Consider the following 25480-nt stretch of genomic DNA (forward strand, 5'->3'; position numbering starts at 1 on the left):
AGTCTAACGTTCTAATTATTTAACTGCATCTTTCAAAGCCTTACCTGGTTTGAATGCAGGAACCGTACTTGCAGGGATCTTGATTTCATCACCTGTTTGTGGGTTGCGGCCTTTACGTGCTGCACGTTGACGAACCTCAAAGTTACCAAAGCCGATTAGTTGAACCTTTTCGCCATTAGCAAGCGTTGATTGGATCGTGTTGAAAACAGCATCGACAGCTGCAGTTGCGTCTTTCTTAGTCAAGCCGGTCTTTGATGCAACGCTATCGATCAATTCTGCTTTATTTGCCATATGGAATTCACCTCCCGCAGCCAAGCGTCACGCTAAGCATGCTTTTATATTTCATGAATTATGAAATTGAAACAATGATACGTTTTAGATCATTATTCCACTGATAAAGTTATCATAGAAAGCGCGATATAACAAGGTTTTTTGTCCAAAAAAGCGAGATTTTAGCAAAAAAATCTTAGCTTTCGCCTTTTTTCCTAAAATTAGGGTAAAATAAGGCGTTTTACTTGCGTTTTCGGGCAATCAAGCGGATCGGTGTCCCCGAGAAATCAAAGCTATCCCGAAGCTGGTTGATCAAGAAACGCTGGTAAGAGAAATGGAACAAATCGGGATCATTCACGAAAACCACAAATGTTGGTGGCTTGATCGCCACTTGGGTCAGGTAATAAACGCGGAGACGGTGACCTTTCACGTTTGGTGTCGGTGTGATCGCCACGGCGCGCAAGAGTACGTCATTCAGGACGGAAGATTGGATCCGGCGTTGTTGGTTCTCAGAAACGGTTTTGATCATTTCTGGCAACTGTTTCAACCGCTGCTTGGTGACCGCCGAAACGAAAATAATCGGCGCGTATTCCAAATACTGTAATTGTCCCCGAAGTTTCTCCGTGAACTCACCCATGGTTTTGGTGTCTTTTTCGACCAAGTCCCATTTGTTGACCAGAATAATGATCGCCCGCCCAGCCTCGTGGGCATAGCCGGCAACTTTCTTATCCTGCTCGCGCAAACCATCGGCGCCATCGATGACGAAGAGAACCACGTCGGAACGGTCGATCGCACGTTGCGCCCGCATGACCGCATATTTCTCAGTGGCCTCATAAACCCGGCCGCGCTTACGGATCCCGGCGGTATCGATCATCGTAAATTCTTGCCCGGTCTCATCAGTGAAATGGGTGTCGATCGCGTCACGTGTTGTCCCCTCGATATTGGAAACGATCACGCGCTCTTCGCCAAGAATCGAATTGACCAGAGACGACTTGCCAACGTTAGGCCGGCCGATCAAACTAAACTTGATCGATTGGTCGTCCTCATCATTTACTTCAGGCGGGAAGTGTGCGACCACTGCGTCCAAAAGATCGCCCAGCCCCGTTCCCTGAGTGCCGGAAATTGGCAAAGGTTCGCCGAATCCCAGCGAATAGAAATCATAAATATCTTGGCGTTGTTCGGGATTATCGGCCTTATTGACCGCCAAGATCACTTCCTTATGGGAACGGAAGAGAATCTGCGCGATCCGTTCATCAGCGTCTGTAATGCCTTCCCGAGCGTTCACGAGAAAAACGATCACATCGGCCTCTTCGATCGCGATGTCGACCTGATTACGGATCTGGGTCATGAACGGTTGATCCGCGAATTCGATCCCACCGGTGTCGATCATGCTAAATTCATGGTTCAACCACACGCCGCGGCTGTAGATCCGGTCACGGGTCACCCCTGGCGTGTCTTCAACGATGGAGATCCGTTCCCGGGCGATTCGATTAAAGATCGTCGATTTACCCACGTTTGGTCGGCCAACGATCGCGACTACTGGAATTGCCATTTAACCACCTCTATTTTTTATCGGTAAAAAAAGAGTTGGGCCAAATAAAGGTCCAAACTCTTTTTCAAAGTATGACACTGATTATTTGTCTGAATCGTCGCTGTCTTTCTTCAAAGCATCGCCGATCATTTCGCCTAAACTAAAGCCATTGCTAGTTTCAGGCATCTCATAATCACTTGGAGTCGCTTCTTCTTCCTTACCTTCTTCGCCTGGCTTTTCAGTCAGTGCTTTGATGGATAAAGATAGACGCTTGTTCTCAGGATCTTCGCTCAAGACCTTGACTTGAACAACTTCGCCCTCTTTAAGAACTTCATTCGGAGTAGCGATATGTTGATGAGAAATTTGGGAAATGTGAACCAAACCTTCAACACCAGGCGCAACTTCAACGAAAGCACCGAAAGTCGTCAAGCGTTTAACGGTTCCTTCGATTGTCGCACCTACTGGCGCAACCTCAGCGATCTTGTCCCAAGGTCCTGGTTGTAAAGCCTTGATTGACAGGGAAATGCGATCCTTGTCAGCATCAACGTTGAGCACCTTGACTTTGACTTCTTCGCCAACCTTTAAAACATCGCTTGGCTTGTTGACGTGTTCGTGAGCGATTTCAGAAATGTGAACTAAACCATCAATGCCGCCTAAATCGATAAAGGCACCAAAATTAGTTAACCGAGCAACCTTGCCTTCGACAACATCACCGGGTAACAATTTAGCGAAGATTTCTGCCTTCTTCGCTTCTTTTTCAGCCTTGACCATTTCACGCCGAGACAGGATCAGGCGGTTCTCGCTTGGTTCGATCTCAATGATCTTGACTTCCATGGTTTGACCAACATAGCTCTTCAAATCATCAACGTAGTGATCATCAACCATTGAAGCTGGAATAAAGCCACGAACACCAGCATCAACAACCAAGCCACCCTTAACGACCTCGGTCACTTTGACAGACAAAGTCTCGCCAGCCTTGAATTTAGCTTCAATATCGGACCAAACTTTGCGTGCCTCTAAGCGACGCCGTGATAACAGGTAGTTACCATTCTCTTTGTCGTGGCCCAAGCTTGATAAGACGACTAATTCTATAACGTCGCCCACTTGCGCTTGGTCTTCGATCTTGGCGTTGCGGTCAGCGGTCAATTCCTTTAAAGGAACGACCCCTTCAACACCGGCGCCTTGAACACCAACAACCAGTTGATTGTCATCGATTGCTAAAACTTCGCCCTTGACAACATCGCCCACTTTGATTTCTTGAACGCTATTCAGCGCTTTTTCCATTTCACTTTGACTGTAATCTTGCTCTGACATAATTATCCTCCTGCACTATAACATCACATTAATTCTAATAGAAAAGCAGCGAACAAGCTAGTAAAACGTACTAATTTGCTCGGAAAAAATGAATTTTATTGCATTTATTGCTTTTTTTGCGCCAAATCGACGATTTTTGCGACAACTTCGTCAATCGTCAGCGCGGTTGTATCGATTTCGATCGCATCTGCCGCCTTGGTCAACGGTGAGACTTTCCGATGCGAATCTTTATAATCTCGGGCGACGATCTCGTCCTCGAGTTGGGCCAAGGGCGTCTCGATACCTTTGGTCAAGTTTTCGGCGTAGCGCCGGCGCGCCCGTTCAGCGGCACTTGCCACCAAAAATACCTTGACCTGCGCCTGGGGCAAAACCGTCGTGCCAATATCACGACCATCCATCACGATCGAATGCCCGCTGGCAATCTGCCGTTGTTGCGCTACCAGTGCTTGGCGAATCTGGGCCAACGCTGAAACTTGCGAAACGTTATTGGTGATCTCTGGTGTCCGGATCGCAAAGGTCACATCTTCTTGACCAAGAAATACTTGCTGCTCATGTCCCGGTGCCCCCGGTTTGAAACTAATTTCTTGCTGGGTCAACTTGGCTAAGATGCCAGCCTCGTCGCCATAATCCAGCTGGTTCTCCGCGGCTAAAACTGTTGCGGCCCGATACATGGCGCCGGTATCACAATAAATAAATCCTAATTCTTGTGCGACCCGTTTGGCCACGGTACTTTTCCCGGCCGAAGCTGGTCCGTCGATTGCTATTTGCACGCCCTATCATTCCTTAACTAATTTATCAGTTTGCTTATTTGACTCGTAATGATTGACCTGGTACGATCGCCGAATTGCTACTCAACCCGTTGAGTTGGAGCAATTGATCCAATGAGATCCCATTGTTGAGCGCGATCCGGTAAAGGTTATCGCCCGCCTTAACGGTATATGTTCCGGCGGTCGTACTGGTTGATGACGAACTCTCCGTCGTGCTGGAACTAGCAGCCGTGCTGGTTGACGAACTGGTCGAATTGTCCGTGGTGTTGTCGGTTGAATTATTGCTATTGGCGATCGCTTCGCTGGAAGACGAAGCCGCTTCTTCCGAACTACTTGTCGCAGATTCGCTATTGGCCTTAGACGTCGTACTATTCGTATTCTTCTTCGTCGATTTCTTTGGTGCTGCTTTGGAAGAAACCTGGATCTCGGGACTCTTCTTAGCGTTCTGATCGCTGACCCAAGCACCGATCGTACTGCCGATCACGGCCAACAAAATGACCACCAAAACAGCAACGAAAACGGTATTGTTGCGTTCCCGCTTCTTCGTTGCTGTTCGAGAAAGTTGACCATTGGCGTCACGATCATTATCAAAGTTTTTTTCCCACGGACGCGTGACTTTTTCCGTTGGCTGATTTTGATTATCTTGATTGTCTTGCTTACTCATGATTGACCCCCTTTTCTGTCTATGCATTATTCTATCATAATCTCAGAAATATTTTCCAGAAATCTACTAAATCAGCAAAAAACTCACGTAACTTTCAAAAAAGGCGGGTCAAAATCACGAAAGGATCACGAATTTGGTCCGATGGCGCCGTTTTCGCCGGAACAACTTGAGCCAACTTCAACTGTTGCAACAAGGCACTCAGCCGGGGAGCTGGCGCCTCACTGCAACAAAGCTCATCGTGCTGGATCTGTGGCGGGTCCGGGTCAAAATAAGCACATAATTGTTGGCGCAAGCAACTTTGTGACGTCAGGTAGGCCCAGAAATTCTCCCACTGGCGCCAGCGCAACTGCGCGGTTTTTTGCAAGATCGCGATCACCTGTTCAGCGGGCATGCCCGCCTGTTGATAAGCTTGCAAAACCGTCTGTTGCCCTGGGTTGAGCCCCACTGGATCTTGAGGCTGGTCAAAGAATCTTTGGACCAACCCTGGTGTCAATTGATTGGTCTGGAGCCGCTGCGACAGCCGCTGCTGATCATTAGGCTGGACAAAGATCACGGCCAAGGCTTGCAGCCCATCACGTCCAGCTCGGCCGATCTCCTGCAAATAACTTTCGAAATTCGCTGGTAACTGATAATGGATCACCAGACGTAAATTACTTTTGTCAATGCCCATACCGAACGCACTGGTGGCCACCACCACCCGTAATTGATCCTTGAGAAACAATTGTTGGATCTGATTCCGCTCGATCGTCGCCAGCCCAGCGTGATAGAAAGCAGCCGTGCCTGGTTGGGCCTGGTTCAAACGTAAGGCGACTTCTTCGGCCTCGCGACGAGTGGCGACATAGATCAAGGTCGGCACCTGTTCGGCCACCAACTGTTGCGTCTGCTGCCACTTCGTTTGATCATCTGGCACATTTTGCAAACGTAAATAGATGTTGGGCCGATCCACCGACGCTTGATAGACAAAGGTCTCCGGACTTAACCGCAAATTCGTCAAAATATCCTGGCGAACGCGGGTGTTAGCTGTCGCGGTCAAGGCCAAGGTCAGGCGTGGTCGCAATTGCTGGCGCAACTGACCCAAGCGCAAATAACTTGGGCGAAAATCAGGGCCCCAACTGGAAATACAATGGGCCTCATCGATCACCAATAAGCCTAGGCCGAGCTGACGCAGTTGCGCCTGAACCACAGGCTGCTGCAAAGTCTCCGGCGCCATGAAAATAAACCGATAGTCGCCTAGCTGACGGAGCAATTGCTGCCGTTCATCAGGGGCTAACTGACTATTGATCACCGCGACTTTACCGAGATTTTGCCGGCGGATCCGCGACGCCTGATCTGCCATCAACGCGATCAACGGACTGACCACCAAGATCGGTCCGTCAAGATGAGGGCTCATGAATTGATAGAGTAACGATTTGCCACTACCAGTGGGCAAGATCCCCAGGGCGTCGCGGCCGGCCAACAATGCTTGTAATAACGCCGCTTGCCCAGGACGAAAGGTCGCAAAGCCGAAGCGCTGCTGTAATTCTGTTTGCAACTTGGTTAAGTCGATCTCAGTCATGGGTCACGCCTCCTTGCTGGGACGATTGCGCCGTGGTCTGGAATTGCCCCAACGCGGTCAGCTCCTGAATCCGCTGGCTGAAATAGCCATCGGGATCTAAAGTAAGCAGTTGTTGGATCGCCGGCGCGGTCAAAGCAAAATCGGGGCACAAAATGGCCGCCTGTAAGAGATGTTCTTTCAGGGTACTTGCCTTCAAACGCGAGTCGTGGGTCAATTTAGTCCAACTTTTCCCTGACAAAACCTGTTGATAAGTCCAGCCAGCGCTAGCGTTCAATGGACTGGCCGGCACCGGCAGCAATTGCGCCAAAACCGGATAAGCCGCCGCGTGACCATGAACGAAAGTCAATAGTTGGCCCAAACAATCGATTTGCGCCAACGGCAATTCCGCAGCCGTCAAGCCCAACGCCTGCGCCAAACTGCCCGCGGAAACACCTGGATCATAATCGCTCCAAAAGGAATTCGCGATGATCAAAGCCGTGCGTGGCGGCAAGGCGTTAAAGGCCTGACCTAATTCACGGGCCAGCCCCTGACTGCCCTGACGCCCCCAGCGCCGCAACCAGCGTTTGACATGGCCTTGAACATTAATGCTTTCAGTTAACGGTTGATAATGTTTGATTTGATGGTCCAAGTTGCTGACCACTTGAACGGCCAGCAAAAGTCGCGTCCATTGCGTCAACGCTGCCCCCATTCGCCAATAATCGTACGCCCGGGGCCAAAAATCCCGCGCTAGTAATTGCTCACGAGCGGTTTGCCCAGCAGCCGTTAGCGTGACTAGCGCTTGCTTGGAATCCAGCGTCACCAAACCAGCCTGCGCCAATTCACGCAAACTTGCTTGATAATCGGACCATTTTAAATTAGGATAAAGATGAAATTGATTCAATAAATCGTATTCTTGGCCCGCAAACAGATTTGAAATCGTTTGTTTACCTTGAAGAAGATAGAAAATAGCTTTATAGCGTCGCGGCTGATCCGCGAAGGTAACCAATAAAATCGTCGCTTGCACACCGACACCACCAATCGAGGTTTTTAAAGATGATCTATACCCGTGTTGTTCCTGCTCAATGTATTGCTTGTGGACTTTGCCAATTGAAGGCACCGGAACTCTTTGCCTATGACGAAGAAGGCATCGCTTACGTTAAAATCGACAATAACCAAGGCACCACGCCGCTTCCCTTGCCCTTGCAGGCACAATTCAAAGCAGCTTACACCAATTGTCCCACTGGCGCGATCATTCGTCAAAATCAGCCCTATACCGAAGCTCAGCGCCAACAATTGGACGCTGACCCGGATTTGACCGACCCCAGTCACCATTAACGTCATCCCAGCCCAGTGGCCGTTCCTTTTCAACCAAGCGCTCACCGGACCAACCGATTTTTGAATTTGGGGGAACACCCACTAGCCTCATCCTTAAAATACGCGACACAGCGGCCAAACCCCGCTCCACAATCAAAAGAAAACCACTTGTTCCACCGCTGGCATCACAAGCTGTCATGAAAGCGTGGGGAACAAGTGGTTTTTGTTAGGCCGATCTTAGCTTAATTCTCGATGCCGTCCCGTTCGATCAACATCAAGCGACGCACGCCGGATCAATTTGCTTGGTGGAACTCACCATGCTTTCTGCGGAAATAAGCGCCCACATGAATTTCCAATAAGACAAACAAGCCCATCACCAGGCTCCCCTTGATCAAGTTGAAGGGCACGATGGTCATCACCACATACTTCAAATAGCTCATGCCCAATTTGAAACCGGTCACCTGCACATACAACGGCGTTAAAATAAAGTAATTCAAAATGGCCATCACCAAGGTCAACGCCAACGTGCCACTGATAATCAGCGCCAAGCGCCGGCGCCAATTTGAACGCTGATTCAACAGGGCCCAAGTCACGCCCAATAACGTGAAACTAGCCACCACTGACCCCAGTTCACCTAATAACGCCGGGGCCGAGAAACCGGTCATGACTAGGTGCAAGAACGCTCGAATCAAGACCACCCCACTGGCGCCAGGGAAGCCGAATAAGATCAGACCAGACAAAGGCACCAAATCACTGAAATCCAATTTCAAGAATGGGAAAAAGGGAATCGGGAACTCAAGCAACATCAAACAATAGCTGAGCACCCCAAACAAAGTGACACTGACCCAATACCGCAAACGCCGACTACTACGCATTAAAACCGCTCCTTTACGAAACAGCTGTCTTCGCGCAGCCCCTCTGTTAGCCAAATAAAAACTGTTAGTCAGGGAACAACCAACAGTCTTGATCAACATAACAAAAAAGACTGTCTTCTTCCATCTAGACTATACTATCGGTCTCGGAGTTGCACCGAGTCAACCGTTCACACGGGTCGCGGACTTTACCGCCGGTCGGGAATCACACCCTGCCCTGAAGACAAACTATTATTCTTATTTTTTATCAGTTAAAGTATACCAAAAAAGCGCTGCCAGAGCAAGCGCTTCGTGTCACCAGTCTCAGCAGCCTATTTATGCTCCGCTAACTGATACAGCTCATGGACTTCTTTAGTATTCAATTTCCGGGCCTCACCTGGTTGGACCCCAGTCAAATCCAAAAATCCGTACTGCTCGCGCCGTAATTTCATCACTGGATAACCAACTTTTTGGAGCATCAACTTCACTTGATGGTTCATCCCTTCATGGATCGTTAACCCCACTAACGCCGTTTGCTTGGTTCGATCACTACTCTGGAGCCAAGCCTTGGCCGGCGCGGTTTGTTTGCCCTTGATGACCACACCCTGGCGCAATTGTTTCAGCGCGGCCGCGGTGGGAATGCCCTCAACTTTGGCCAAATAAGTTTTATCGACTTGAAACTTGGGGTGCATCAAGAGATTCGCTAATTCGCCATCATTGGTCACCAGGATCAGCCCGGAAGCGTCATAATCCAACCGCCCGATCGGATAGAGGCGCTCTTGCTTATCCACGAAATAATCACTGATCACCTTACGGCCCTTATCATCGCTGACGGCGGAGATCACCCCCCGCGGCTTATAAAACAGATAGGTCGCTAAGCGCGGTTTTGACAACGGAACACCGTCAACTTCCACATGATCACGGGGACCCACCTTGGTGCCTAATTCGCGAACGATGGTGCCATTGACTGCCACTTGGCCGGCGACGATCATCGCCTCGGCCTTGCGCCGCGAGGTGACCCCGGCATTGGCGATTACTTTTTGTAGCCGTTCTTGTTGTTCATTATTCTGACTCATGATTGGTCTCCTTAAGTTCCTGGGTTAACGCCTGTTGGGCATTGGTTGATGTTGCGTTGGCAGTTGATGCTGATTTGTCATCGGTTGCGCTTGTAGTTGCTGCTGACTTGTCATCGGTCGCGCTGACAGATGCTGCTGACTCGTTGGTCGCGCTGGTTGTGGGATCTGTGGCCGCCGCTGGTTCAGCGGCACCTGGGACCTGAGCGTTTTCTTTGCTGGCTTGATCAAAGAAGAGATCCAGATTGCCATGCTGGTCGAAAGCCTGGCCGGCAAAATCTTGTAAGTCAGGCAAATCCTTCAGATCCTTCAGCCCAAAGTAATCGAGAAAGTAGCCTGTGGTGCCGTAAAGGATCGGGCGCCCAGGTGCATCTTTGCGCCCGGCCTCCTTGATCATTTGCCGCGCCATTAGGGTTTGTAACGCGCCAGTACTTTGAACGCCGCGGATCGCGTCGATCTCGATTCGGGTCACCGGTTGCTGATAAGCCACGATCGCCATGGTTTCCAAGGCTGCTTGGCTCAGCGAATTGGGTTGATGACCGGCAAAATACTGATGCAACAAGGGCGCGAAGCGGGCCTTGGTCGCCAACTGATAGCGCTCGCCAAAACTCAACAGCGTTAAGCCACCGGGACCAGCCTGGTAGTCGGCTTGCAATTGAGCCAACAATTGCCGGAGGGCGCTGGGATGGATCCCTAAGATCCCGGCCAATTCCTTCAATGTGATGCCGGCGTCGCCAACCGTATAGAGCACACTTTCGATCTCACCTTGATACTGGGTCACAGGTCATTACTCCTCACTCAACTGGATTTCTTGACTAAAGGTACTTTGGTGGCAACAGATCACCTTGTTTTTCATTAATTCTAAACAGGCCAAGAAGAAGACCACCACTTGTTCCCGATCGAACTGACCGGTCAACAGGCTCATAAAGGTCACCCGTTGCCCCGCCGCTTGTTGCAACTGCGCTTCGATCTGAATGATTGCTTCATCCAAAGAAAAAGTCTCGCGACTGATCGTTTGTTGCGAGAAATGTGCTTCCTTTTGGCGCTGCTGGAGCAGCTCACTTAAGGCGGCCGCCATTTCATTGACCGTCACCAAATCCGGCGGTAACGGGGTGGTAATGGTTTCTTGCGGCGAACTCTCTTCCTTCACAAAATACTGGGACCGGTCGCGCTCTTGGCTCTGCAAATAGTGGCCAACCTCTTGATAGGTTTGATAAGCCAATAATTGGGCAACCAGCACCTCCCGGGGATCCTGCTCGGCCTCGTCTGGTTGATCCAACTGTGCTGATTTCGGCCGGGGTAACAGCATCCGGCTTTTGATTGCCATCAGATTGGCGGCCATCACTAAATAATCCCCGGCAACATCCAGGGTCAAGGCCTGAGTTTCATGTAAGAAAGTCAGGTATTGATCCGTGATCTGGGCAATGGGGATATCATAAATATCGATCTGTTGAATTTTGATCAGGTGTAACAAGAGATCCAGTGGACCTTCAAACTCCGATAATTTGATTTCTAATTCCATCGATGTCACTTACTGCTTCTCAGGCGCGGCAGGCGCCGTTCCTTGATGGCGCTCCCAAGCCGAGACGATCTCCGTCATATTAACAGGGGCCATCAACCGCTTGCCCTCGTAGTGCTGGGTCAACGCATCCAGCACTGCAAACGCGTTCTCTTGGTTGCGATAATCAGGTGTGAATGCCAGGTGGCGCAAAAGGATATAAGTCGACTGGATCTCGATCCCGACAATGCCCACAAAATCCCCCTGCTCCGTTCGCCACAAATACAAAGCCAATTGATCGTCACTGGTGTAGTTCTTCAACTCCGCCGCCAGCCGATCGAATTTCTTAAGATCTGGCGTAAATGATAGCAAACCTAAGGCGATTTTCTCGTAATCCTGTTTATACTTTACTAACATGTCATTCCTCCCGAACTGATCGCGCCCTGCGTTAGTCGCGGGGATGAGCCCGCTCGTAAACCTGCAGCAAACGCTTTTGGGTAATATGCGTGTAAATCTGCGTCGTGGAGATGTCCGCATGTCCCAATAATTCTTGAACCACCCTGAGATCGGCGCCATTTTCCAGCAAATGTGTGGCAAATGAGTGCCGTAACGTATGGGGTGTGACATCTTTCTTGATGCCGACCTGAGCGATATATTTCTTGATGAGCTTCCAAATAGCCTGGCGGGTCATCGGTTGACCGCGAAAATTCAAAAACAAGGTTCCCACGAAATGATCTGTTTTGATCAGCTTAGGTCGACTTTCGTCAAGATACAGTCTAACATATTTGACCGCCACATCGCCAATCGGCAAAAGCCGTTCCTTATTTCCCTTACCCACAGTTTGTAATAAGCCTAAGTCTAAATGAAGTTCGGCCAATTGCAAATGAACCAACTCGCTAACCCGTAAACCTGTGGCGTACATCACTTCTAGAATGGCCCGATCACGCAGGCCCAGTGGTGTGGCTAAATTGGGCGCCGCCAACAATTGGTCGACTTCAGCGACGCTTAAAGCCACGGGAAGATGCTGCCCGCGCTTGGGCGAAGGGATCGTGGTCATGGGATCATGCTGGATCAGCTCGCATTGGCGCAACCAACGATAAAATTGCCGTAAACTAGAAACTGCCCGCATGCGACTGCTCTGGCCTTTTCCTTGTAATTGCAAAACATGAAGATAATCGCTGATCACGGCTGGATCCTCAGGGAACGCGGTCAGTTGTTGCGCCGTCAACCAAGCCAAATACTGCCGCAAATCGCGGCCGTAGCTCAAAATCGAATTCTCCGCCAACCCCTGCTCAATTCGCAAGGACCGTAAATAATCGGCTAACAGGTTAGTCACGATAATCGCGGCCTTTATCGGTCAAGCGCGTGCCTTCACGGTCGGTACTGATCAAGCCTAGTTTCAGCAAACTACCTAGCGCCCGTTTGAACGCCCCTTTACTGATTCCGAAATAAGCCTTGATTTCTTCAGGGTCGCTTTTATCTTGATAAGCCATTTGTTGTTCCGGCGCTCGCTGTAACACCGCCAAAATCATTTTCGCGTCATCGGCAATTTCTTCATAGGCTAAAGGACGCAGACTGATCGACAACCGACCATCCCGGGTCAAGCCAATCACCCGGCCAGCAACCGCTTCACCAACCCGCGGCTCGTCCAAACGTTCCGTATGATGGACAAAGGCCAACCGTTTATCCGTCAGAACCACGAAAGAACCGACTTTCTTAGCCTGATAAACGGTGCCACTGACCGCTTCGTTACGGGTGAATTCCTGACTAAAACGCCCATGTTCCTTGAAATACTCATCGCCGGCCTGCTCCGCCCACAACCGATCCTTGTGATCGGTTTTCAAAGAAACGTAGAGATGATCGCCTTTTTGCGGCCAAATGTTGTGTAATTCCGGCAATTCATCTAGGGATAAAACCACATCTTTATCCGGCAACCCAATATTAATGAACACCCCAAGATCACGGCGTACCTGAACAACTTCGCCGGGGCCGACATGACTGCGGCTGACCAGTGGTGGTTCGGTATTCAAGACCCACTGCCCCTTCATATTCTGATAGACAAAACCGCTGACGGCAGCCCCAGTTTGGAAATCGGTCCGCGGACTATCGACTCGTAAAGTTTGACCCTCAGCCTGAGCAAAAAAGCCCTGTTCGTTTCGATCACTGATCGTCGCATTCACGATTGTTCCTTGTTCTAACATTTAAAAGATCCTTTCTTTTTCCGTTCCTTCCGCTACACGACCGTGGTGAATCAACCGCGGTTCACCATGGCATTGACCATGGTCAAGATCACATAGGTCATCCCTGACGCAATCACTGGGCCAGCGGCAATGCCCCGGAAGAACACCACCCCGACAATGGTCCCAAAAACCAAGGCCACCGTTATTTCTGGACTTTGGCCTAATAGCCCGACCCCTTTGGCCGACAAAACCGCCACCAAAATACCACAGCCAACGGCGATGAAGCCCGCCGGTGTTTTAAAAGCGTTGACCAGATCTTTGAACCCGATTTTCCCGGTGGCAATCGGCACTAGGATCGCCACTGAAATAACGGTCACGCCCCAATTGATCCCCCGATCGCCCACAAATTTCAACCATTTGTCCGCCTGAGGTAATAATTTAATCGCCAAGACCACCGCGGTGGCGATGATCAATGATTTATTCCGACCTAGCAAGGCGATTGCTAGGATCAAACCGAGAAATAACCAGCTTTCCACATTTTCACCCATCTCCTGTATTCTTCCATCATTGTACCAAAAAAAGTGGCGTTAATGAGGAAAAATTCTAAATTCTATCTTTCACGGTCCGTTTGCGTGCGGCGGTGGACGCGCTGACGGCGGCGGTGGACGCGCAAGTTTATCTTGGCAGTCCCTCCAGTAATCAAGGTCAAAAAGAGCTCGGTTCCCCTCGCGGGTCCCGAGCTCTTTTTCAATTCAATGAAGCGAACAACACACTTGATCAGCTAATGATTAAAGTGAGTTAGAAGCGCCACGGTAGATCACGCCACGACGTGAATCAACGGTGATCAATTCGCCATCCTTGATCAGGCTAGTAGCATCAGCTGCGCCGACAACAACAGGAATACCCATTGCGATCCCGACAACAGCAGCGTGTGAAGTCAAGCCGCCAGTTTCAACGACGATCGCGCTTGATTTTTCGATAGCTGGCAAGTAATCCTTGTCAGTTGTCTTAACAACCAAAACGCCACCTTCAGTTGCTTTAGCAACCGCGTCTTTAGCGTTATCAGCAACAACAGCCTTGCCAACGATTGTTTCGTCGCCAACACCTTGGCCTTGAGCTAACTTAGAACCGATCAATTGGATCTTCATCAAGTTAGTTGTGCCGCTTTCGCCAACAGGAACACCGGCAACGATCAAGATCAGGTCGCCTTCTTTAGCGAAGCCGTAATCTTGCGCCTTTTGACCAGCGATTTCGAACATTTCATCAGTTGAAGCTGGCTTAGCAGCTAAAACAGGTGTAACGCCCCAGTTGACAGTCAAACCGCGTTGCGTCTTCTCATCAAAAGTGATTGCTAAAATGTTAGCGTTAGGACGATATTTCGAGATCATCCGTGCTGAATAGCCTGATGAAGTTGCCACAACGATGGCCTTAACGTGTAATTCTTCAGCAGTCCGAACAACGGATTCGCCAATAGATTCAGTGGCGTTAGAACCTTTATATTCTTCAAACCGTTGTAATGCTAAAGTATTACGCTTCTTCATTTCGGTTTCAGTCCGAGTATCGATCCGGGCCATTGTAGCAACGGCTTCAACAGGATAGTCGCCGTTAGCACTTTCGCCAGAAAGCATCGTTGCGTCAGTACCGTCCATGACAGCGTTAGCCACGTCAGTAACTTCGGCACGAGTTGGGCGAGGATTTTCTTGCATGGAGTCTAACATTTGTGTTGCTGTAATAACAGGCATGCCCAAAGTGTTACACTTCTTGATCAAGTTCTTTTGAACGAAAGGAACGTTTTCAAATGGAATTTCAACACCCATGTCACCACGAGCAATCATCAAACCATCAGAAACTTTCAAGATTTCATCGATATTGTCGATACCTTCTTGAGATTCGATCTTAGGGAAGATTTTAACATTTTCAGCATGTTTTTCTTCCAAGATTTCACGAATATCTAAAACGTCGGCAGCTTTACGAACAAAGCTGGCAGCGATGAAGTTGATGTTTTGGTCGCAACCAAAACGAATATCGTCAGCATCTTTTTCAGTGATACCTGGCAAGCGGATCTCAACGCCAGGCGCGTTAACACCCTTACGCGAGCCGACCTTGCCATCATTTTGAACTTCTGTAACTAATTCATGATTAGCTTCGTCTTTAGCAGTGATCTTCAAGTCAACTAAGCCATCATCGATCAAAACGTGACCGCCAACATGAGTATCATCATACAAGCCAGGATAAGTAACCGCGATCTTGTCAGGGTTACCAGTCAAACTGTCATCCATTGAAACACGGATAACATCGCCCGTATGAGCTTCAAAAGAACCGTTTTCTTGAACCGTTGTCCGGATCTCTGCGCCCTTAGTATCAAGCATGATACCAACAAGCTTACCAGTGATCTTTTCTGCTTCACGGACCATGTTCATCCGGCTTAAATGTTCCTCATGATCACCATGAGAGAAGTTGAACCGGAAAACATTAGCTCCGGATTCGATCAACTTCACAATAATGTCGGTGTTGTTACTTGCAGGTCCAAGTGTTGAAACAATCTTGGTCTTTTTCATGAAAAAAAACGCTCCTTACATTGATTTTATTAAAAGGCTTGAACGCCATTCTAACCGTGTATTATCATAGCACAAAATGCTTACTGATTGAACTTATTATTCATGTCGTAAAGGTCTAAATCTGCATGATGTTTTTCATCAAACAGTTCTTCCATAGGATGCTCAGTGATCTGGTTGTTCTCGATCCCGATCGCTAAGCCACCTTTACCTTGAAGCAACAGCTCAACGGCGTAATTGCCCATCTTGCTGGCCAAGACCCGATCACGTGCGGTTGGAACACCACCACGCTGAACGTGGCCGATCGTGGTCGCCCGTGAATCAAAGTCACCATACTTGTCCAATTCCGCTTTGAATTCCTGAGCACTCATCACGCCCTCCGCCAAAACAATGACGGCGTTATCGTGACCGGCTTCCCGGAATGCTTCCAACTTCTTGGCAATGGCCGGAACATCATAGTCCCGCTCTGGCACGATGATCGCCTCAGCGCCAGTAGCGACACCAGCCCACAAGGCCAGATCGCCAGCGCCACGGCCCATCACTTCAACCACGAAAACCCGTTGATGACTGGTGGCGGTGTCGCGGATCTTGTCGATCGCCTCGACCGCCGTACTTAAAGCAGTATCAAAGCCAATGGTAAAGTCAGTATAAGGCACGTCATTATCGATCGTACCTGGTAGACCAACCGCGTTGTAACCATGTTCAGTCAAACGTAGCGCGCCATGATAGGAGCCGTCGCCGCCGATCACAACCAAAGCATCGATCCCGAATTTCTTCAGTTGTTCGATCCCTTTCAGTTGGCCTTCGACATTGGCAAACTCTGGATAACGGGCCGAGTATAAGAAAGTCCCACCACGAGCGATCTTATCATCTAAAACAGCCTCATCTAATGGAAAAATATCGCCAGCAACCAGACCAGCAAAGCCATAGTTGATGCCATAAACCTCAAGCCCTTCTGCAGAAGCTCTCCGGGCTACGGCACGAATCGCGGCGTTCATACCAGGTGCGTCGCCACCACTCGTTAAAATACCGATTTTTTTCATTTCTTCACCTCAAGTCAATCTCTCACTGTCATACTTGTGCTCCCGGATCTCTCCAGAACCACAGTCCTTAATCAGTCTACCACCTTTAAAGAAAATTGTCTTGTAATTAAAGACAAATATCATGAAATCAAACTGAAAAAAAGTAAAAATATTTGAAATCGCCGATTTTTTTCAGAAAGTCAGTTCCGGACAACCACATTATCACTACCCAACAATTGAGCCAATGCGGCTAGAAGCTCGCTGGACACCTGAACTTGAAAGCGTTGATCTAAGCGAACGTTTTTCTTGGTTGTTGCAAAATGAATGATAACTGGTGAAAGTCCCCGATGGGAAAGCAGTGTTTTTTCAAGCTTTTGTTTCACAGCCACCTGATCCGTCGCGGCGGTCAACTGCAAAAAGAGGGTCGCGACTTTTTGATCGGCGGCAACGGTGGCGATCTGTTCGGCAATAAATTGCGCTCGGCCTTGCCGCCCCGCCCTTTGATCGACTTTTCCTTGCAGCAGCAAGATCGCCCCGTTTTGCAAGAGTTCGTGGGACTGCCGATACGTTTGCGGGAAGACCGTGACATCCATTTCGGCGGTTAGGTCCTCAACTTTCAGAAAAGCCATCTGTTCCCCGCGCTTGGTTCTGATTGTCTTGAGCCCGGTGAGGTACACCAAGATCGTCGTCCGCTGACCTGCTGGTGGTAATTGGGCCAAGGTTTGGGCGCGGGCTCGCTGAAAGGCCTGGGTATAGTTGGACAAAGGATGCCCCGACACATAAACGCCCAGCAGTTCCTTCTCCAGCGACAACCGCGTTTGATTATCGTAGTCGGCCACGTGCTCCACTTTCGGCGCCAAAACATCGAACAACGGCATACTGCTGCCGGCCAACTGCAAACTTTCACTTAAGTCGGTCATGTTGAGCACCGTTTGATGCCGATTCTGATCAAATTGGTCGAAACACCCGACCTGAGCCAAAATCGTGAGAAAGTCAGTTTTCAACAATTTCTCTGGTAATCTTTTCAAGAAATCTGTGACACTTTGAAAACGACCGCGCGCCTGTCGTTCCGCCAAGATCTGCTGGCACCAATCGCGCCGCAAGCCCTTGATTGAACTGAAACCAAAGTAAACCTGCTCACCTTTCAAGATAAAACCAAAGCGGCTTTCATTGATATCTGGTCCATGGATCTTGATGTGCCGGCCGCGCAGCTCTTGCAAATAGTTCGCGACTTTTTGTTGGTTATTCAGGTTAGCGTTCAACAGCGCCAAGAAAAACGGCGCTGGATAATGAACTTTCAAATAGGCCAACCAAACTGCCACCATGCTATAAGCGACCGCGTGAGATTTATTGAAGCCATAATTGGCAAAACGTTCAATGTAATCATAAACCGTTTGCGCCACTTCCAAGGAGAAGCCCTGCCCTTGGGCCCCGGTCAAGAACTGTTCCTTGGCCGCGTCAAGAGCGCTGCGACTTTTCTTGCTGACGGCGCGGCGAAGGTTATCCGCTTGGGCCATGGTGAACCCACCCATCAACACGGCAACTTGCATGACTTGTTCTTGGTAAACCAACACACCATAAGTATCATGTAAGACTGGCGCCAAGGCTGGGTCTGGATAGGCAATTGGTTGACGGCCATTTTTCCGGGCCACGAACGTATCGATATTTTCCATTGGTCCGGGCCGGTACAACGCGTTAGTCGCTACAATATCCGCGAAACTAGTGGGGTGCAACTTGATCAAAACTTGGCGAATGCCCCCCGATTCAAATTGGAAAACGCCGTCTGTGTCCCCGCGCTGGAATAAGGCCATAGTTTCCGGATCATTCAACGGGATTTGGTGGGGGTCGAAATCGGCTGATCCTGGCTGCTGGCGAATACTGCGCAACGTGTTGGCAAGGATCGTTAAATTGCGTAACCCCAAGAAATCCATTTTCAGTAGGCCCAGCGCTTCCACATCACCTTTTGGAAACTGCGTCAGCTTAATATCCTCGGTGCCATTTTGGACGGGCACCGTATCGGTCAAGGCTTGGGCACTCAACACAATACCCGCCGCGTGGGTCGAGAAGTGACGGGGCAACCCTTCGATTTTCAACGCGGTCACAAACAAGAGACGATTGCGATCGCTGGTCGCCACTAAATTCTTCAACCCGTCGGAGTGTTTGTAGGCTTCCCGCAGATCCAACCGACTATCCGTGATGGCCCGAGACCACTCGTTCATCTCTGGCTGACTCAGGCCCAAAACCCGCCCCACATCACGCAAGGCTTGTTTCGCGGCCATGGTTCCAAAGGTAATGATCTGCGCCATGTGCGCGTCACCATAATGATCGTGCATGTAATGAATCAGTTCATCCCGCCGATCATCAGGAATATCCAAATCAATATCTGGCATGGAGACTCGTTCCGGATTCAAGAAACGTTCAAACAGCAGCTGATAGGTCAGCGGATCCACGTCTGTAATGCCCAGACTATAAGCCACCAACGACCCCGCGGCCGATCCCCGACCCGGCCCGATCATGATTTTGAGTTGGTGGGCCTGTTTGATCACATCCCAGACGATCAGGAAATAATCCGCAAAACCCATTTGAATGATGATCTTCAATTCTTCCGCAAGCCGTTGCTGGTAAGCGCCAGGTTTGACCCCGGACTTGGTCTGCAACCGGCGCGCCAGCCCCCGTTGCGCCAGTTGCGCCAAATAATCCGCCGAACTGACCCCTGCTGGTGTGGGGAAACGGGGCAATTCCGCTCGTTTGAAATCAAATTGGACCTGGCACTGCTGCGCGATTTTAACAGTGTTGGCCGCCGCGCCTTCAAGCTCAGCCTGTTGATAACGTTGGGCGCTGACTTCAGGCGGATCCAAATAGTATTGCCCCTGTTGTTGGGACTGGATCAAAGGCTGATCCAGTTGCTGGCCCTGGCCAATCGCCGCCAAGACATCATTGGTAAACGCGTCCTCGCTGGTCAAATAGCGCACATCATCCAAGGCCACCAGTGGGATTTGCCATTTCGCCGCCAGTTTAGTGGCCGCCCGTCGCATTGCCCCTGTTTGTCCACGGGTCGTGATCCCCCAGTACAATGGCGTTTGCGCAAATAGCGGTTGAAACTGTTGCCACCACAGATCCTGTTGGGCAGCTGGCAAATCAATGATTGCTGCCGTCTCGCTGGTCAATGCCGGCATGATCACGATTAGGTCCTGACATTCGGTCGCCAGTTGGGCCCAAGTTAAATCCGGCGTCGTCATTTTCAATGAGGACAAGCGAAATAACTGATGTAACCCATGATTATTGCGCGCGATAAAAATCAATTCCGCCTGCTGATTTTCAGCCAATAATCCTGGAAGTTGCACCGTTAGTCCGATCAAAGGCTTGATTCCCGCCGCCGTCGCCGCCCGATAAAAACTAACGGCGCCATACATTGTATTGAAATCAGTCAAGGCCAGCGCTTCATGTCCCTGCGTTTTGGCAGCGGCGATCAAAGCGTCGATCGTGATCGAGCTTTGCAGTAAGCTAAAGCAACTGCGGACTTGTAAATCAACAAAATCAGCCATTTCACTCGTTCCTTTCTAATAAATCCATTATACCAAAGATCCAGAGTTTGCGGTCAAGCTAGCCCGGCCAATACGCCGATGATTCGCGGCGCACACGGCTCAAATCGCCCAGTTCGGCCAGTCTTGATCCCGGCGAACCACGTCCGCTGCCAAATCACGCCAAAATAAAAAAGTGGGTGATGAAACATTACGTTTCGCCGCCAGCACTTTTCTAAATGGATATTTACATCTAACTCTGTCAAAACCCAATCTCGAACTCAGCTGTTCTTGACAATTCCCGGAACGAAATTCAATAACAGACCGAACACGAAAAAGGCGATCAAACTCGTTTGTAAGTTAAAGTTGCTCTGGTCGAGTTTCGCGCCAATAAATCCCGCGACGATTCCCAAGAGCAATGACCAAAAAATAACCACGATTCGTTTCATGATCGACCCTTCTTTCAAAGCATTATAGTAGCATAAAAAGGCAAGCTTGCCAAATGATTTCAAATATTTGTTCAATCAGCCCGCTGCGCGGGCGTTGGTGGATTGCAGATGTGGTGAGGCTCCAGGTCGGGCTGGGGGTGGTGGAACGCGGCGGGCACGACTTGAAGCTTTTCGGAAAACCACCGAAAAGCTTCAAGCTCGGCCTTATTCTAGGCGATAAATCGCCAACAATAATATCGCGGCTGACTCACCCCCAGCCCGACCTTCCGCCAAACGAGCGAACAGCCCACCAACGCCAGAGTGTGAACCGACCTGGGTAGCTCCTGAGCATAAGCCTAGCAATTGTTTTGGAAGCTGTATTTTGCTTCCGGAACGATTGCGTAGCTAAGCGCAGGGAGCTGGGTCGGCGAACACGTTTCCAGCCACGACAAACGGCCTGAGGCGGTTGCGTCCCCATCCAAACCCGGCATACCTGCAATTAGGCGAACGCCAACGGACAAATTTAATCAGATGCACCCAGCGCCAACGCTCAAGTCTAATTTTGGGCACTCGCGCTAATTGACAAGCTATGTCCAATTGATAGAGATCTCCGCAATTGACGATCATGGTTAGAGGTCACTAGCTCGATCTTGGTAACAACGGAATAGTTGACCTGAAGAACTCAAGCAAGTTCTGGATGAATCGGCCGAATCGTACTCGTGGACGATTTGGCGTGATGCTCAGTCAACACGATTGCACGACTTGAAATAGTCTAGCTGATAACCTCAAATCCGCTGGCATTGCCGTACCACCCCAAAAGTTGGCCATTATTTTGACCGCTAGCTTGCAAAAGCACTTCGTCAAATACCCAACTTCAATTGCAGATAGGCGCAATTCTGCCTAGCAACCGCCTCAGGACGTGTGGCTCAGCGGTGAAATTTGTCTTAGTGATTTATCACTTAGACAAAGACCTGATTTTGAGACAAGCCGCGCACTTTGCGGGTTGGCTCAAAACAGCGCCCACCGCGTTCCAGCCACGACAAACGTCCTGAGGCGGTTGCGTCCCCATCCAAACCCGGCATACCTGCAATTAGGCGAACGCCCACGGACAAATTTAACCAGATGTCCCCAACACCAACCGCCCAAGCCTAATCTTGGGCAATTACGCGGAAATTATCCTCGGTCTTAGCGCTGACCTGAGGATGTTGCCGTAAATAATCAGCGATCAGTTCCGTCATGTCCGCCGGATTTTCCTGGACGATTTTGTCCGCGGTGAACATGGCGTAATTGCCACCACCAACGGCCCGATATTGATTGATCACCACTGTCAGCGCTTGATCATCGCGAACTGGCGCGCCCTGATAAGTTAAGCTGGTGATCCGGTGGCCGACTGGGCGGGCCACGTTGATCACGTAATCGACTCCGGCGTACATATCATAATTATAGTGCTGCGGCTTTGGCTGCTTGAAACGGTCAGAAACCACGATTTGTCCTTGTGGATCCAACGAGAAATATTCCGCCGATTGTTCCAAGGCTGCGCGTAAATCGGCGCCAGTGATTTTTTCCACGGCGAGGGTGTTGGGATAAATGTAATTGGTCAGCACCGAGCGGAAAGTGATCACCTGGTCAAAACCGCGGCCATCATTGTTGAACAAGGCAGTGCCAGAGATTTTCGCGCCAGTGGCCGCTCGCTGAACATCTTGGACGAACTGAATATAAGGATGCGGACGTAATCGAACGGCCATCGGATCGGTAATGGTCAAATCGCCAGTCGTTGTGCCCAGAGGTTGATCAAGCCAATCCTCCACCGCTTGATTGGTGGGCGTCAAGGTGCGCACCAATTCTGGCGCTGGCTGAGCAGTTTCCGTTGGCAATAATTCGGCCTGACGAGCGGTCACCTGTCGGGCTTCATTCACCGTCAACGTGATTTTCCCGACAAATTCCCCCTTCGAACCTGGCTGCGTGATCGGTACCGTGCCCAATCGCGCCGCTAATTCCCGATGTTGATGGCCAGTCACTAAGGCATCAATTCCTGGAACCAACGCCAACGCCGAGCCTTCGTTTTCCCCGGTCAACGCTTCAGTGGGCACGTTTGTGGTCAAATCACGCTCAAAACCACCATGATAAGCGACCACAACCACATCCGCCAATGCTCTTAATTTAGGCACATAGGCTTCAGCGGTGGCGACCGCCGACCGGAATTGGAGCCCTTGGATCTTCTCTGGCGCTTCCCAGTGCGGGATGTATTGCGTGGTCAGCCCTAGCACGGCGACGGTCAGAGCTCCAAATCGCACAAGCTCATAGGGTTGCCCAAAAGCAGGTTGTCCATTCGCGTCTAAAATATTGGCGCAAAGAAAATGGCGCGAACTTTGTTGAATCGCGGTTCTTAAATAATCGGCACCATAATTGAATTCGTGATTACCAACAATGCCGATTTGGTAGGGAATTTGATTATAGGCTTGCGACAGTGGCCGCAAATCATGACTAACCTTGGCCACATAGTAAGCCAAAGGAGACCCTTGCAAGAAGTCGCCATTCTCGATCACCAGCACTGGCTCGGCGCCAGCCGCGGCGACTTGTTCCTTGATCACCGTAGCCGCCCGCGTTAAGCCATATGGTTTCTGGCTGTTGCGGCTAGTATAGTCAGTGGGCAATAAATAGCCGTGCGTATCACTGGTAGATAGAATCGTTAATTTCATTTTTTCTGACTCTCCTCGATTTTCAGTGTGGCTTCCTCGGCTTGTTGGGCCTCCAGCTTGCCTAAAAGCTTCAAGACCACCGTCCGCTGAACGACGGCGCTACAACTCAACTTCACTAAATTGGTGGTTTCCACCACCAAATCGTCCTGCTTCGCTGCTGTGATCACCACTTCATTGGCGAAGTCGCCGACCACATCTTGAATTGTTTTCAAAAAGACGGTCACGAAGTAATCGTAGGTTTGGGAATTCTTATCCGGATGGACCACCAAATGCAGCCCTTGTTTGATTTCGCCAATCGAAAAAACACTTTTCAAGATCGCGATCACAATCAACCGGGCCAGTTGCTGTTGACTATAACGTTTCTTCTGCGGCGCCCGCACCAATCCCGCCTTAACATAATTGTTGATCATCGCCGGGGTTAACTCATCAAATTCAAGGGGCTCCAACATTTTGTTGATGAAGCTGACCACTTGATCCATGTACAAATCAAATTGCGGCAATTCACTCCACCGAGGAATTGTCAGTACTTGGATCTGTTGTAAATATTGGGCAAACTTTTGCTTTTCCATTTATGACACCTCACTAGCACCAGTTTAACATATCATAATGAAAACTAGCTAGCCTTGCTAACAGAATTGGACAAATAAAAAAGCCCGCTAGGCGGACTAATTATTAGCTTCTTCAGCCTTCTTGATCACTTGGCTACCCTTGTAGAAACCTTTAGGGGAAACGTGATGATTCAAGCGATATTCACCATTTGCCGCGTCGAATTGCAAGTTAGGTGTTTGCAACTTGATATGACCACGACGTTGGCGCTTTTTCATTTTAGAAGTGCGACGTGCAGGAACTGCCATTTTAAAAACTCCTTTTCAAATCAACTATTTAAGCGAGATCAAAGCAACGTAATAGATGCTGTTTTCGTTCACCTATCCATGATACTATCAATGTTCCTTGATGGCAAGTAAAATTTAACTTTCTCGTCAGTCGCCACGCCGGAATCTATTTTTCGGGTCGCTGACCGACGCCAGTTGCCAGCCACCAACCTTATTGTTCAGATTCGTTGGAACCACCGGCCATTTGATGGGAGGCGCGTTGGTCCGTTAACTGCGCCTCTAAAGCAGCAATCGTTTGCTCTTTTTCCTTCAATTCTTGCCGCTGCTTTTCACGGGCGTCAGCCACCGCTTGATCGATTGTCGCCTGTTGGTTCTGCTTTAACGAACTGATTTCTTGCGTCAATTGCTTTTGTTGGCGTTTGTGGGAAATACTCCCCGTGGTTGACAACAACAACGCAATCAGCGCGCCCAAAATCAAAGCCAAGATCAGAATAATGATCAGCGGTAGTTTGACTTTAACGAACCCGAAATTGATCACGGTTGGTGCCACGTTCAAAACCGCAAAGATAACCACGACTAACGCAAGCACTAGCCCAATAATGAAACTCGTTTGCTTTTTCATTTGCCCGACCCCTATTTCTGATTGCCTAATGTGCTGGCTAAGAAATCACCTAAATGCGGCACCAATGGATAGATGCGCGCGGCGACTTCCATGATCCACGGTGTATTGATCTCCCGCACATCACGGCCAAAAACGCCGACGATCCGCTGCGCTAAGCGTTCTGAATCTAGCGCCAACCAAGCGATTTTAGCCAGATATTGATCACCTTGATCAGCGGTCGCGAAGAAATCAGTCTTGACCGGACCAGGATTGATCGTGGTGACCTTGATACCCAAAGGCTTGACTTCCAGACGTAACGAGTTGGAAAAAGCGATCACAGCCGCTTTCGTCGCCGCGTAAACCGCTGATTTCGGCGTTTGGATCTTACCCGCCATCGAACCGAAATTGATGATATGGCCCCGCGTGTTGACCAACAAAGGCACCAATTCCCGCGTCAAAATCATTAACCCCAGCACATTGACCCGGAACATCTGCTCGATCCGCGCCACCGGAACGTCGGTGAAGCTTTCAAAATCACCAAAGCCAGCCGCGTTGACCAAAACATCCACTTGGCGCGTGGCCGCACGAATTTCCGCAACCGCCGCTTCCAAGGCGTCAAGATCACCTAAATCAACGGGAATAACTGTCGTCGTTTCATGGGACAGTCGTTCACACTGAGCTTTAACTTCCATCAATTCAGGAACCCGCCGCGCCAACAAAAACAACCGTGCGCCGCGACTGGCCGCCTCTAGCGCAATATCACGTCCCAGCCCCGAAGAAGCGCCGGTGATGACGACGACTTTATGCCGTAATGCCAAATCAGAA

Annotated in this window: 24 protein-coding genes, 1 pseudogene and 1 riboswitch; of the genes and pseudogenes, 1 reads left to right on the plus strand and 24 read right to left on the minus strand. The window is 49.8% G+C overall.

What is annotated here, in order from left to right; genetic code table 11:
* Positions 1-15: 15 nt before the first annotated feature.
* The 7 genes from ACYVSB_RS02920 to ACYVSB_RS02950 form a co-directional block, all read right to left on the minus strand.
* Positions 16-291: an HU family DNA-binding protein gene (locus ACYVSB_RS02920; protein ID WP_125595678.1), complete on the minus strand. Its 276-nt coding sequence runs from the start codon at positions 289-291 to the stop codon at positions 16-18.
* A gap of 220 nt (positions 292-511) precedes the next feature.
* The gene (der, locus tag ACYVSB_RS02925; RefSeq protein ID WP_125595669.1) at positions 512-1822 is read right to left on the minus strand and encodes a ribosome biogenesis GTPase Der; all 1311 of its coding nucleotides are present in this window, start codon (positions 1820-1822) and stop codon (positions 512-514) included.
* 81 nt (positions 1823-1903) lie between these two features.
* Positions 1904-3115 (minus strand): 30S ribosomal protein S1, encoded by a 1212-nt coding sequence (rpsA, locus tag ACYVSB_RS02930; protein ID WP_461218371.1) that lies wholly within the window; start codon positions 3113-3115, stop codon positions 1904-1906.
* Between the two features lie 104 nt (positions 3116-3219).
* Positions 3220-3885, minus strand: a complete 666-nt coding sequence (cmk, locus tag ACYVSB_RS02935; protein WP_125595663.1) for a (d)CMP kinase — start codon at positions 3883-3885, stop codon at positions 3220-3222.
* A gap of 34 nt (positions 3886-3919) precedes the next feature.
* A complete protein-coding gene (locus ACYVSB_RS02940; protein WP_164511030.1) occupies positions 3920-4546 on the minus strand; it encodes a LysM peptidoglycan-binding domain-containing protein in 627 nt (208 codons plus the stop codon).
* Between the two features lie 94 nt (positions 4547-4640).
* The gene (locus ACYVSB_RS02945) at positions 4641-6101 is read right to left on the minus strand and encodes a RecQ family ATP-dependent DNA helicase (protein ID WP_125595658.1); all 1461 of its coding nucleotides are present in this window, start codon (positions 6099-6101) and stop codon (positions 4641-4643) included.
* Positions 6094-7104 carry a YpbB family protein gene (locus ACYVSB_RS02950; protein WP_125595655.1) on the minus strand — a complete coding sequence of 337 codons (1011 nt, stop codon included), beginning with the start codon at positions 7102-7104 and terminating at the stop codon, positions 6094-6096. Before ACYVSB_RS02950 ends, ACYVSB_RS02945 begins: the two co-directional genes overlap by 8 nt.
* A 29-nt stretch (positions 7105-7133) precedes the next feature.
* On the opposite strand from ACYVSB_RS02950, the gene ACYVSB_RS02955 reads away from it, so the two are divergent.
* Positions 7134-7415, plus strand: coding sequence for a ferredoxin (locus ACYVSB_RS02955; protein ID WP_164511029.1), 282 nt, complete (start codon positions 7134-7136; stop codon positions 7413-7415).
* Between the two features lie 272 nt (positions 7416-7687).
* On the opposite strand, the gene ACYVSB_RS02960 is transcribed toward ACYVSB_RS02955, so the two are convergent.
* From ACYVSB_RS02960 to ACYVSB_RS03040, 17 genes and pseudogenes are all read right to left on the minus strand, one after another.
* A complete protein-coding gene (locus ACYVSB_RS02960) occupies positions 7688-8269 on the minus strand; it encodes an ECF transporter S component (RefSeq protein ID WP_164511028.1) in 582 nt (193 codons plus the stop codon).
* Positions 8270-8377: 108 nt separating this feature from the next.
* A riboswitch (FMN riboswitch) is annotated at positions 8378-8495 on the minus strand.
* An 82-nt stretch (positions 8496-8577) separates the two neighbouring features.
* Positions 8578-9321, minus strand: a complete 744-nt coding sequence (locus tag ACYVSB_RS02965; RefSeq protein ID WP_125595649.1) for a pseudouridine synthase — start codon at positions 9319-9321, stop codon at positions 8578-8580.
* Between the two features lie 229 nt (positions 9322-9550).
* Positions 9551-10078 (minus strand): annotated as a pseudogene (gene scpB, locus ACYVSB_RS02970) (SMC-Scp complex subunit ScpB); the annotation flags it as partial.
* Positions 10079-10105: 27 nt separating this feature from the next.
* Positions 10106-10840, minus strand: coding sequence for a segregation and condensation protein A (locus ACYVSB_RS02975; protein ID WP_125595644.1), 735 nt, complete (start codon positions 10838-10840; stop codon positions 10106-10108).
* A 9-nt stretch (positions 10841-10849) separates the two neighbouring features.
* The gene (locus tag ACYVSB_RS02980) at positions 10850-11233 is read right to left on the minus strand and encodes an N-acetyltransferase (protein WP_125595642.1); all 384 of its coding nucleotides are present in this window, start codon (positions 11231-11233) and stop codon (positions 10850-10852) included.
* 31 nt (positions 11234-11264) lie between these two features.
* Positions 11265-12152: a site-specific tyrosine recombinase XerD gene (xerD, locus tag ACYVSB_RS02985; RefSeq protein WP_125595640.1), complete on the minus strand. Its 888-nt coding sequence runs from the start codon at positions 12150-12152 to the stop codon at positions 11265-11267.
* Positions 12145-13017, minus strand: a complete 873-nt coding sequence (locus ACYVSB_RS02990) for a CvfB family protein (protein WP_461218372.1) — start codon at positions 13015-13017, stop codon at positions 12145-12147. Before ACYVSB_RS02990 ends, xerD begins: the two co-directional genes overlap by 8 nt.
* A 50-nt stretch (positions 13018-13067) precedes the next feature.
* The gene (locus ACYVSB_RS02995; protein ID WP_125596354.1) at positions 13068-13532 is read right to left on the minus strand and encodes a DUF441 domain-containing protein; all 465 of its coding nucleotides are present in this window, start codon (positions 13530-13532) and stop codon (positions 13068-13070) included.
* Positions 13533-13784: 252 nt separating this feature from the next.
* Entirely contained in the window at positions 13785-15554 is a 1770-nt protein-coding gene (pyk, locus tag ACYVSB_RS03000; RefSeq protein WP_461218373.1) for a pyruvate kinase, read from the minus strand.
* 80 nt (positions 15555-15634) lie between these two features.
* On the minus strand, positions 15635-16594 hold the full coding sequence (gene pfkA, locus ACYVSB_RS03005) for a 6-phosphofructokinase (RefSeq protein ID WP_125595636.1): 960 nt from the start codon (positions 16592-16594) through the stop codon (positions 15635-15637).
* 179 nt (positions 16595-16773) lie between these two features.
* Complete coding sequence (gene dnaE / locus ACYVSB_RS03010) at positions 16774-20118, minus strand: DNA polymerase III subunit alpha (RefSeq protein WP_461218374.1); 3345 nt, start codon at positions 20116-20118, stop codon at positions 16774-16776.
* 257 nt (positions 20119-20375) lie between these two features.
* Positions 20376-20543, minus strand: coding sequence for a DUF2929 family protein (locus tag ACYVSB_RS03015; protein WP_125595633.1), 168 nt, complete (start codon positions 20541-20543; stop codon positions 20376-20378).
* Positions 20544-21670: 1127 nt separating this feature from the next.
* Complete coding sequence (locus tag ACYVSB_RS03020; RefSeq protein ID WP_461218375.1) at positions 21671-23221, minus strand: bifunctional metallophosphatase/5'-nucleotidase; 1551 nt, start codon at positions 23219-23221, stop codon at positions 21671-21673.
* Positions 23218-23790 carry a DUF1836 domain-containing protein gene (locus tag ACYVSB_RS03025; protein WP_125595629.1) on the minus strand — a complete coding sequence of 191 codons (573 nt, stop codon included), beginning with the start codon at positions 23788-23790 and terminating at the stop codon, positions 23218-23220. The genes ACYVSB_RS03020 and ACYVSB_RS03025 overlap by 4 nt, the downstream gene beginning before the upstream one ends.
* Before the next feature lie 96 nt (positions 23791-23886).
* The gene (gene rpmF, locus ACYVSB_RS03030) at positions 23887-24075 is read right to left on the minus strand and encodes a 50S ribosomal protein L32 (RefSeq protein ID WP_125595627.1); all 189 of its coding nucleotides are present in this window, start codon (positions 24073-24075) and stop codon (positions 23887-23889) included.
* A gap of 190 nt (positions 24076-24265) precedes the next feature.
* A complete protein-coding gene (locus tag ACYVSB_RS03035) occupies positions 24266-24676 on the minus strand; it encodes a lipopolysaccharide assembly protein LapA domain-containing protein (RefSeq protein ID WP_461218376.1) in 411 nt (136 codons plus the stop codon).
* 11 nt (positions 24677-24687) lie between these two features.
* The gene (locus ACYVSB_RS03040) at positions 24688-25473 is read right to left on the minus strand and encodes an SDR family NAD(P)-dependent oxidoreductase (RefSeq protein WP_461218498.1); all 786 of its coding nucleotides are present in this window, start codon (positions 25471-25473) and stop codon (positions 24688-24690) included.
* Between the last annotated feature and the right edge of the window lie 7 nt (positions 25474-25480).

The organism is Lapidilactobacillus salsurivasis (genome assembly GCF_054785215.1).

Bases quoted from the DNA above. Each gene is read 5' to 3' on its own strand.
- pfkA (WP_125595636.1), bottom strand. From the start codon at position 16,594: ATGAAAAAAATCGGTATTTTAACGAGTGGTGGCGACGCACCTGGTATG.
- ACYVSB_RS03035 (WP_461218376.1), bottom strand. From the start codon at position 24,676: ATGAAAAAGCAAACGAGTTTCATTATTGGGCTAGTGCTTGCGTTAGTC.
- dnaE (WP_461218374.1), bottom strand. From the start codon at position 20,118: ATGGCTGATTTTGTTGATTTACAAGTCCGCAGTTGCTTTAGCTTACTG.
- ACYVSB_RS03025 (WP_125595629.1), bottom strand. From the start codon at position 23,790: ATGGAAAAGCAAAAGTTTGCCCAATATTTACAACAGATCCAAGTACTG.
- ACYVSB_RS02965 (WP_125595649.1), bottom strand. From the start codon at position 9,321: ATGAGTCAGAATAATGAACAACAAGAACGGCTACAAAAAGTAATCGCC.
- ACYVSB_RS02960 (WP_164511028.1), bottom strand. From the start codon at position 8,269: ATGCGTAGTAGTCGGCGTTTGCGGTATTGGGTCAGTGTCACTTTGTTT.
- ACYVSB_RS02990 (WP_461218372.1), bottom strand. From the start codon at position 13,017: ATGTTAGAACAAGGAACAATCGTGAATGCGACGATCAGTGATCGAAAC.
- rpsA (WP_461218371.1), bottom strand. From the start codon at position 3,115: ATGTCAGAGCAAGATTACAGTCAAAGTGAAATGGAAAAAGCGCTGAAT.
- pyk (WP_461218373.1), bottom strand. From the start codon at position 15,554: ATGAAAAAGACCAAGATTGTTTCAACACTTGGACCTGCAAGTAACAAC.
- ACYVSB_RS02975 (WP_125595644.1), bottom strand. From the start codon at position 10,840: ATGGAATTAGAAATCAAATTATCGGAGTTTGAAGGTCCACTGGATCTC.
- ACYVSB_RS02980 (WP_125595642.1), bottom strand. From the start codon at position 11,233: ATGTTAGTAAAGTATAAACAGGATTACGAGAAAATCGCCTTAGGTTTG.
- rpmF (WP_125595627.1), bottom strand. From the start codon at position 24,075: ATGGCAGTTCCTGCACGTCGCACTTCTAAAATGAAAAAGCGCCAACGT.
- ACYVSB_RS02955 (WP_164511029.1), top strand. From the start codon at position 7,134: ATGATCTATACCCGTGTTGTTCCTGCTCAATGTATTGCTTGTGGACTT.
- ACYVSB_RS02920 (WP_125595678.1), bottom strand. From the start codon at position 291: ATGGCAAATAAAGCAGAATTGATCGATAGCGTTGCATCAAAGACCGGC.
- ACYVSB_RS03020 (WP_461218375.1), bottom strand. From the start codon at position 23,221: ATGAAATTAACGATTCTATCTACCAGTGATACGCACGGCTATTTATTG.
- ACYVSB_RS02940 (WP_164511030.1), bottom strand. From the start codon at position 4,546: ATGAGTAAGCAAGACAATCAAGATAATCAAAATCAGCCAACGGAAAAA.
- ACYVSB_RS02945 (WP_125595658.1), bottom strand. From the start codon at position 6,101: ATGACTGAGATCGACTTAACCAAGTTGCAAACAGAATTACAGCAGCGC.
- der (WP_125595669.1), bottom strand. From the start codon at position 1,822: ATGGCAATTCCAGTAGTCGCGATCGTTGGCCGACCAAACGTGGGTAAA.
- ACYVSB_RS03015 (WP_125595633.1), bottom strand. From the start codon at position 20,543: ATGAAACGAATCGTGGTTATTTTTTGGTCATTGCTCTTGGGAATCGTC.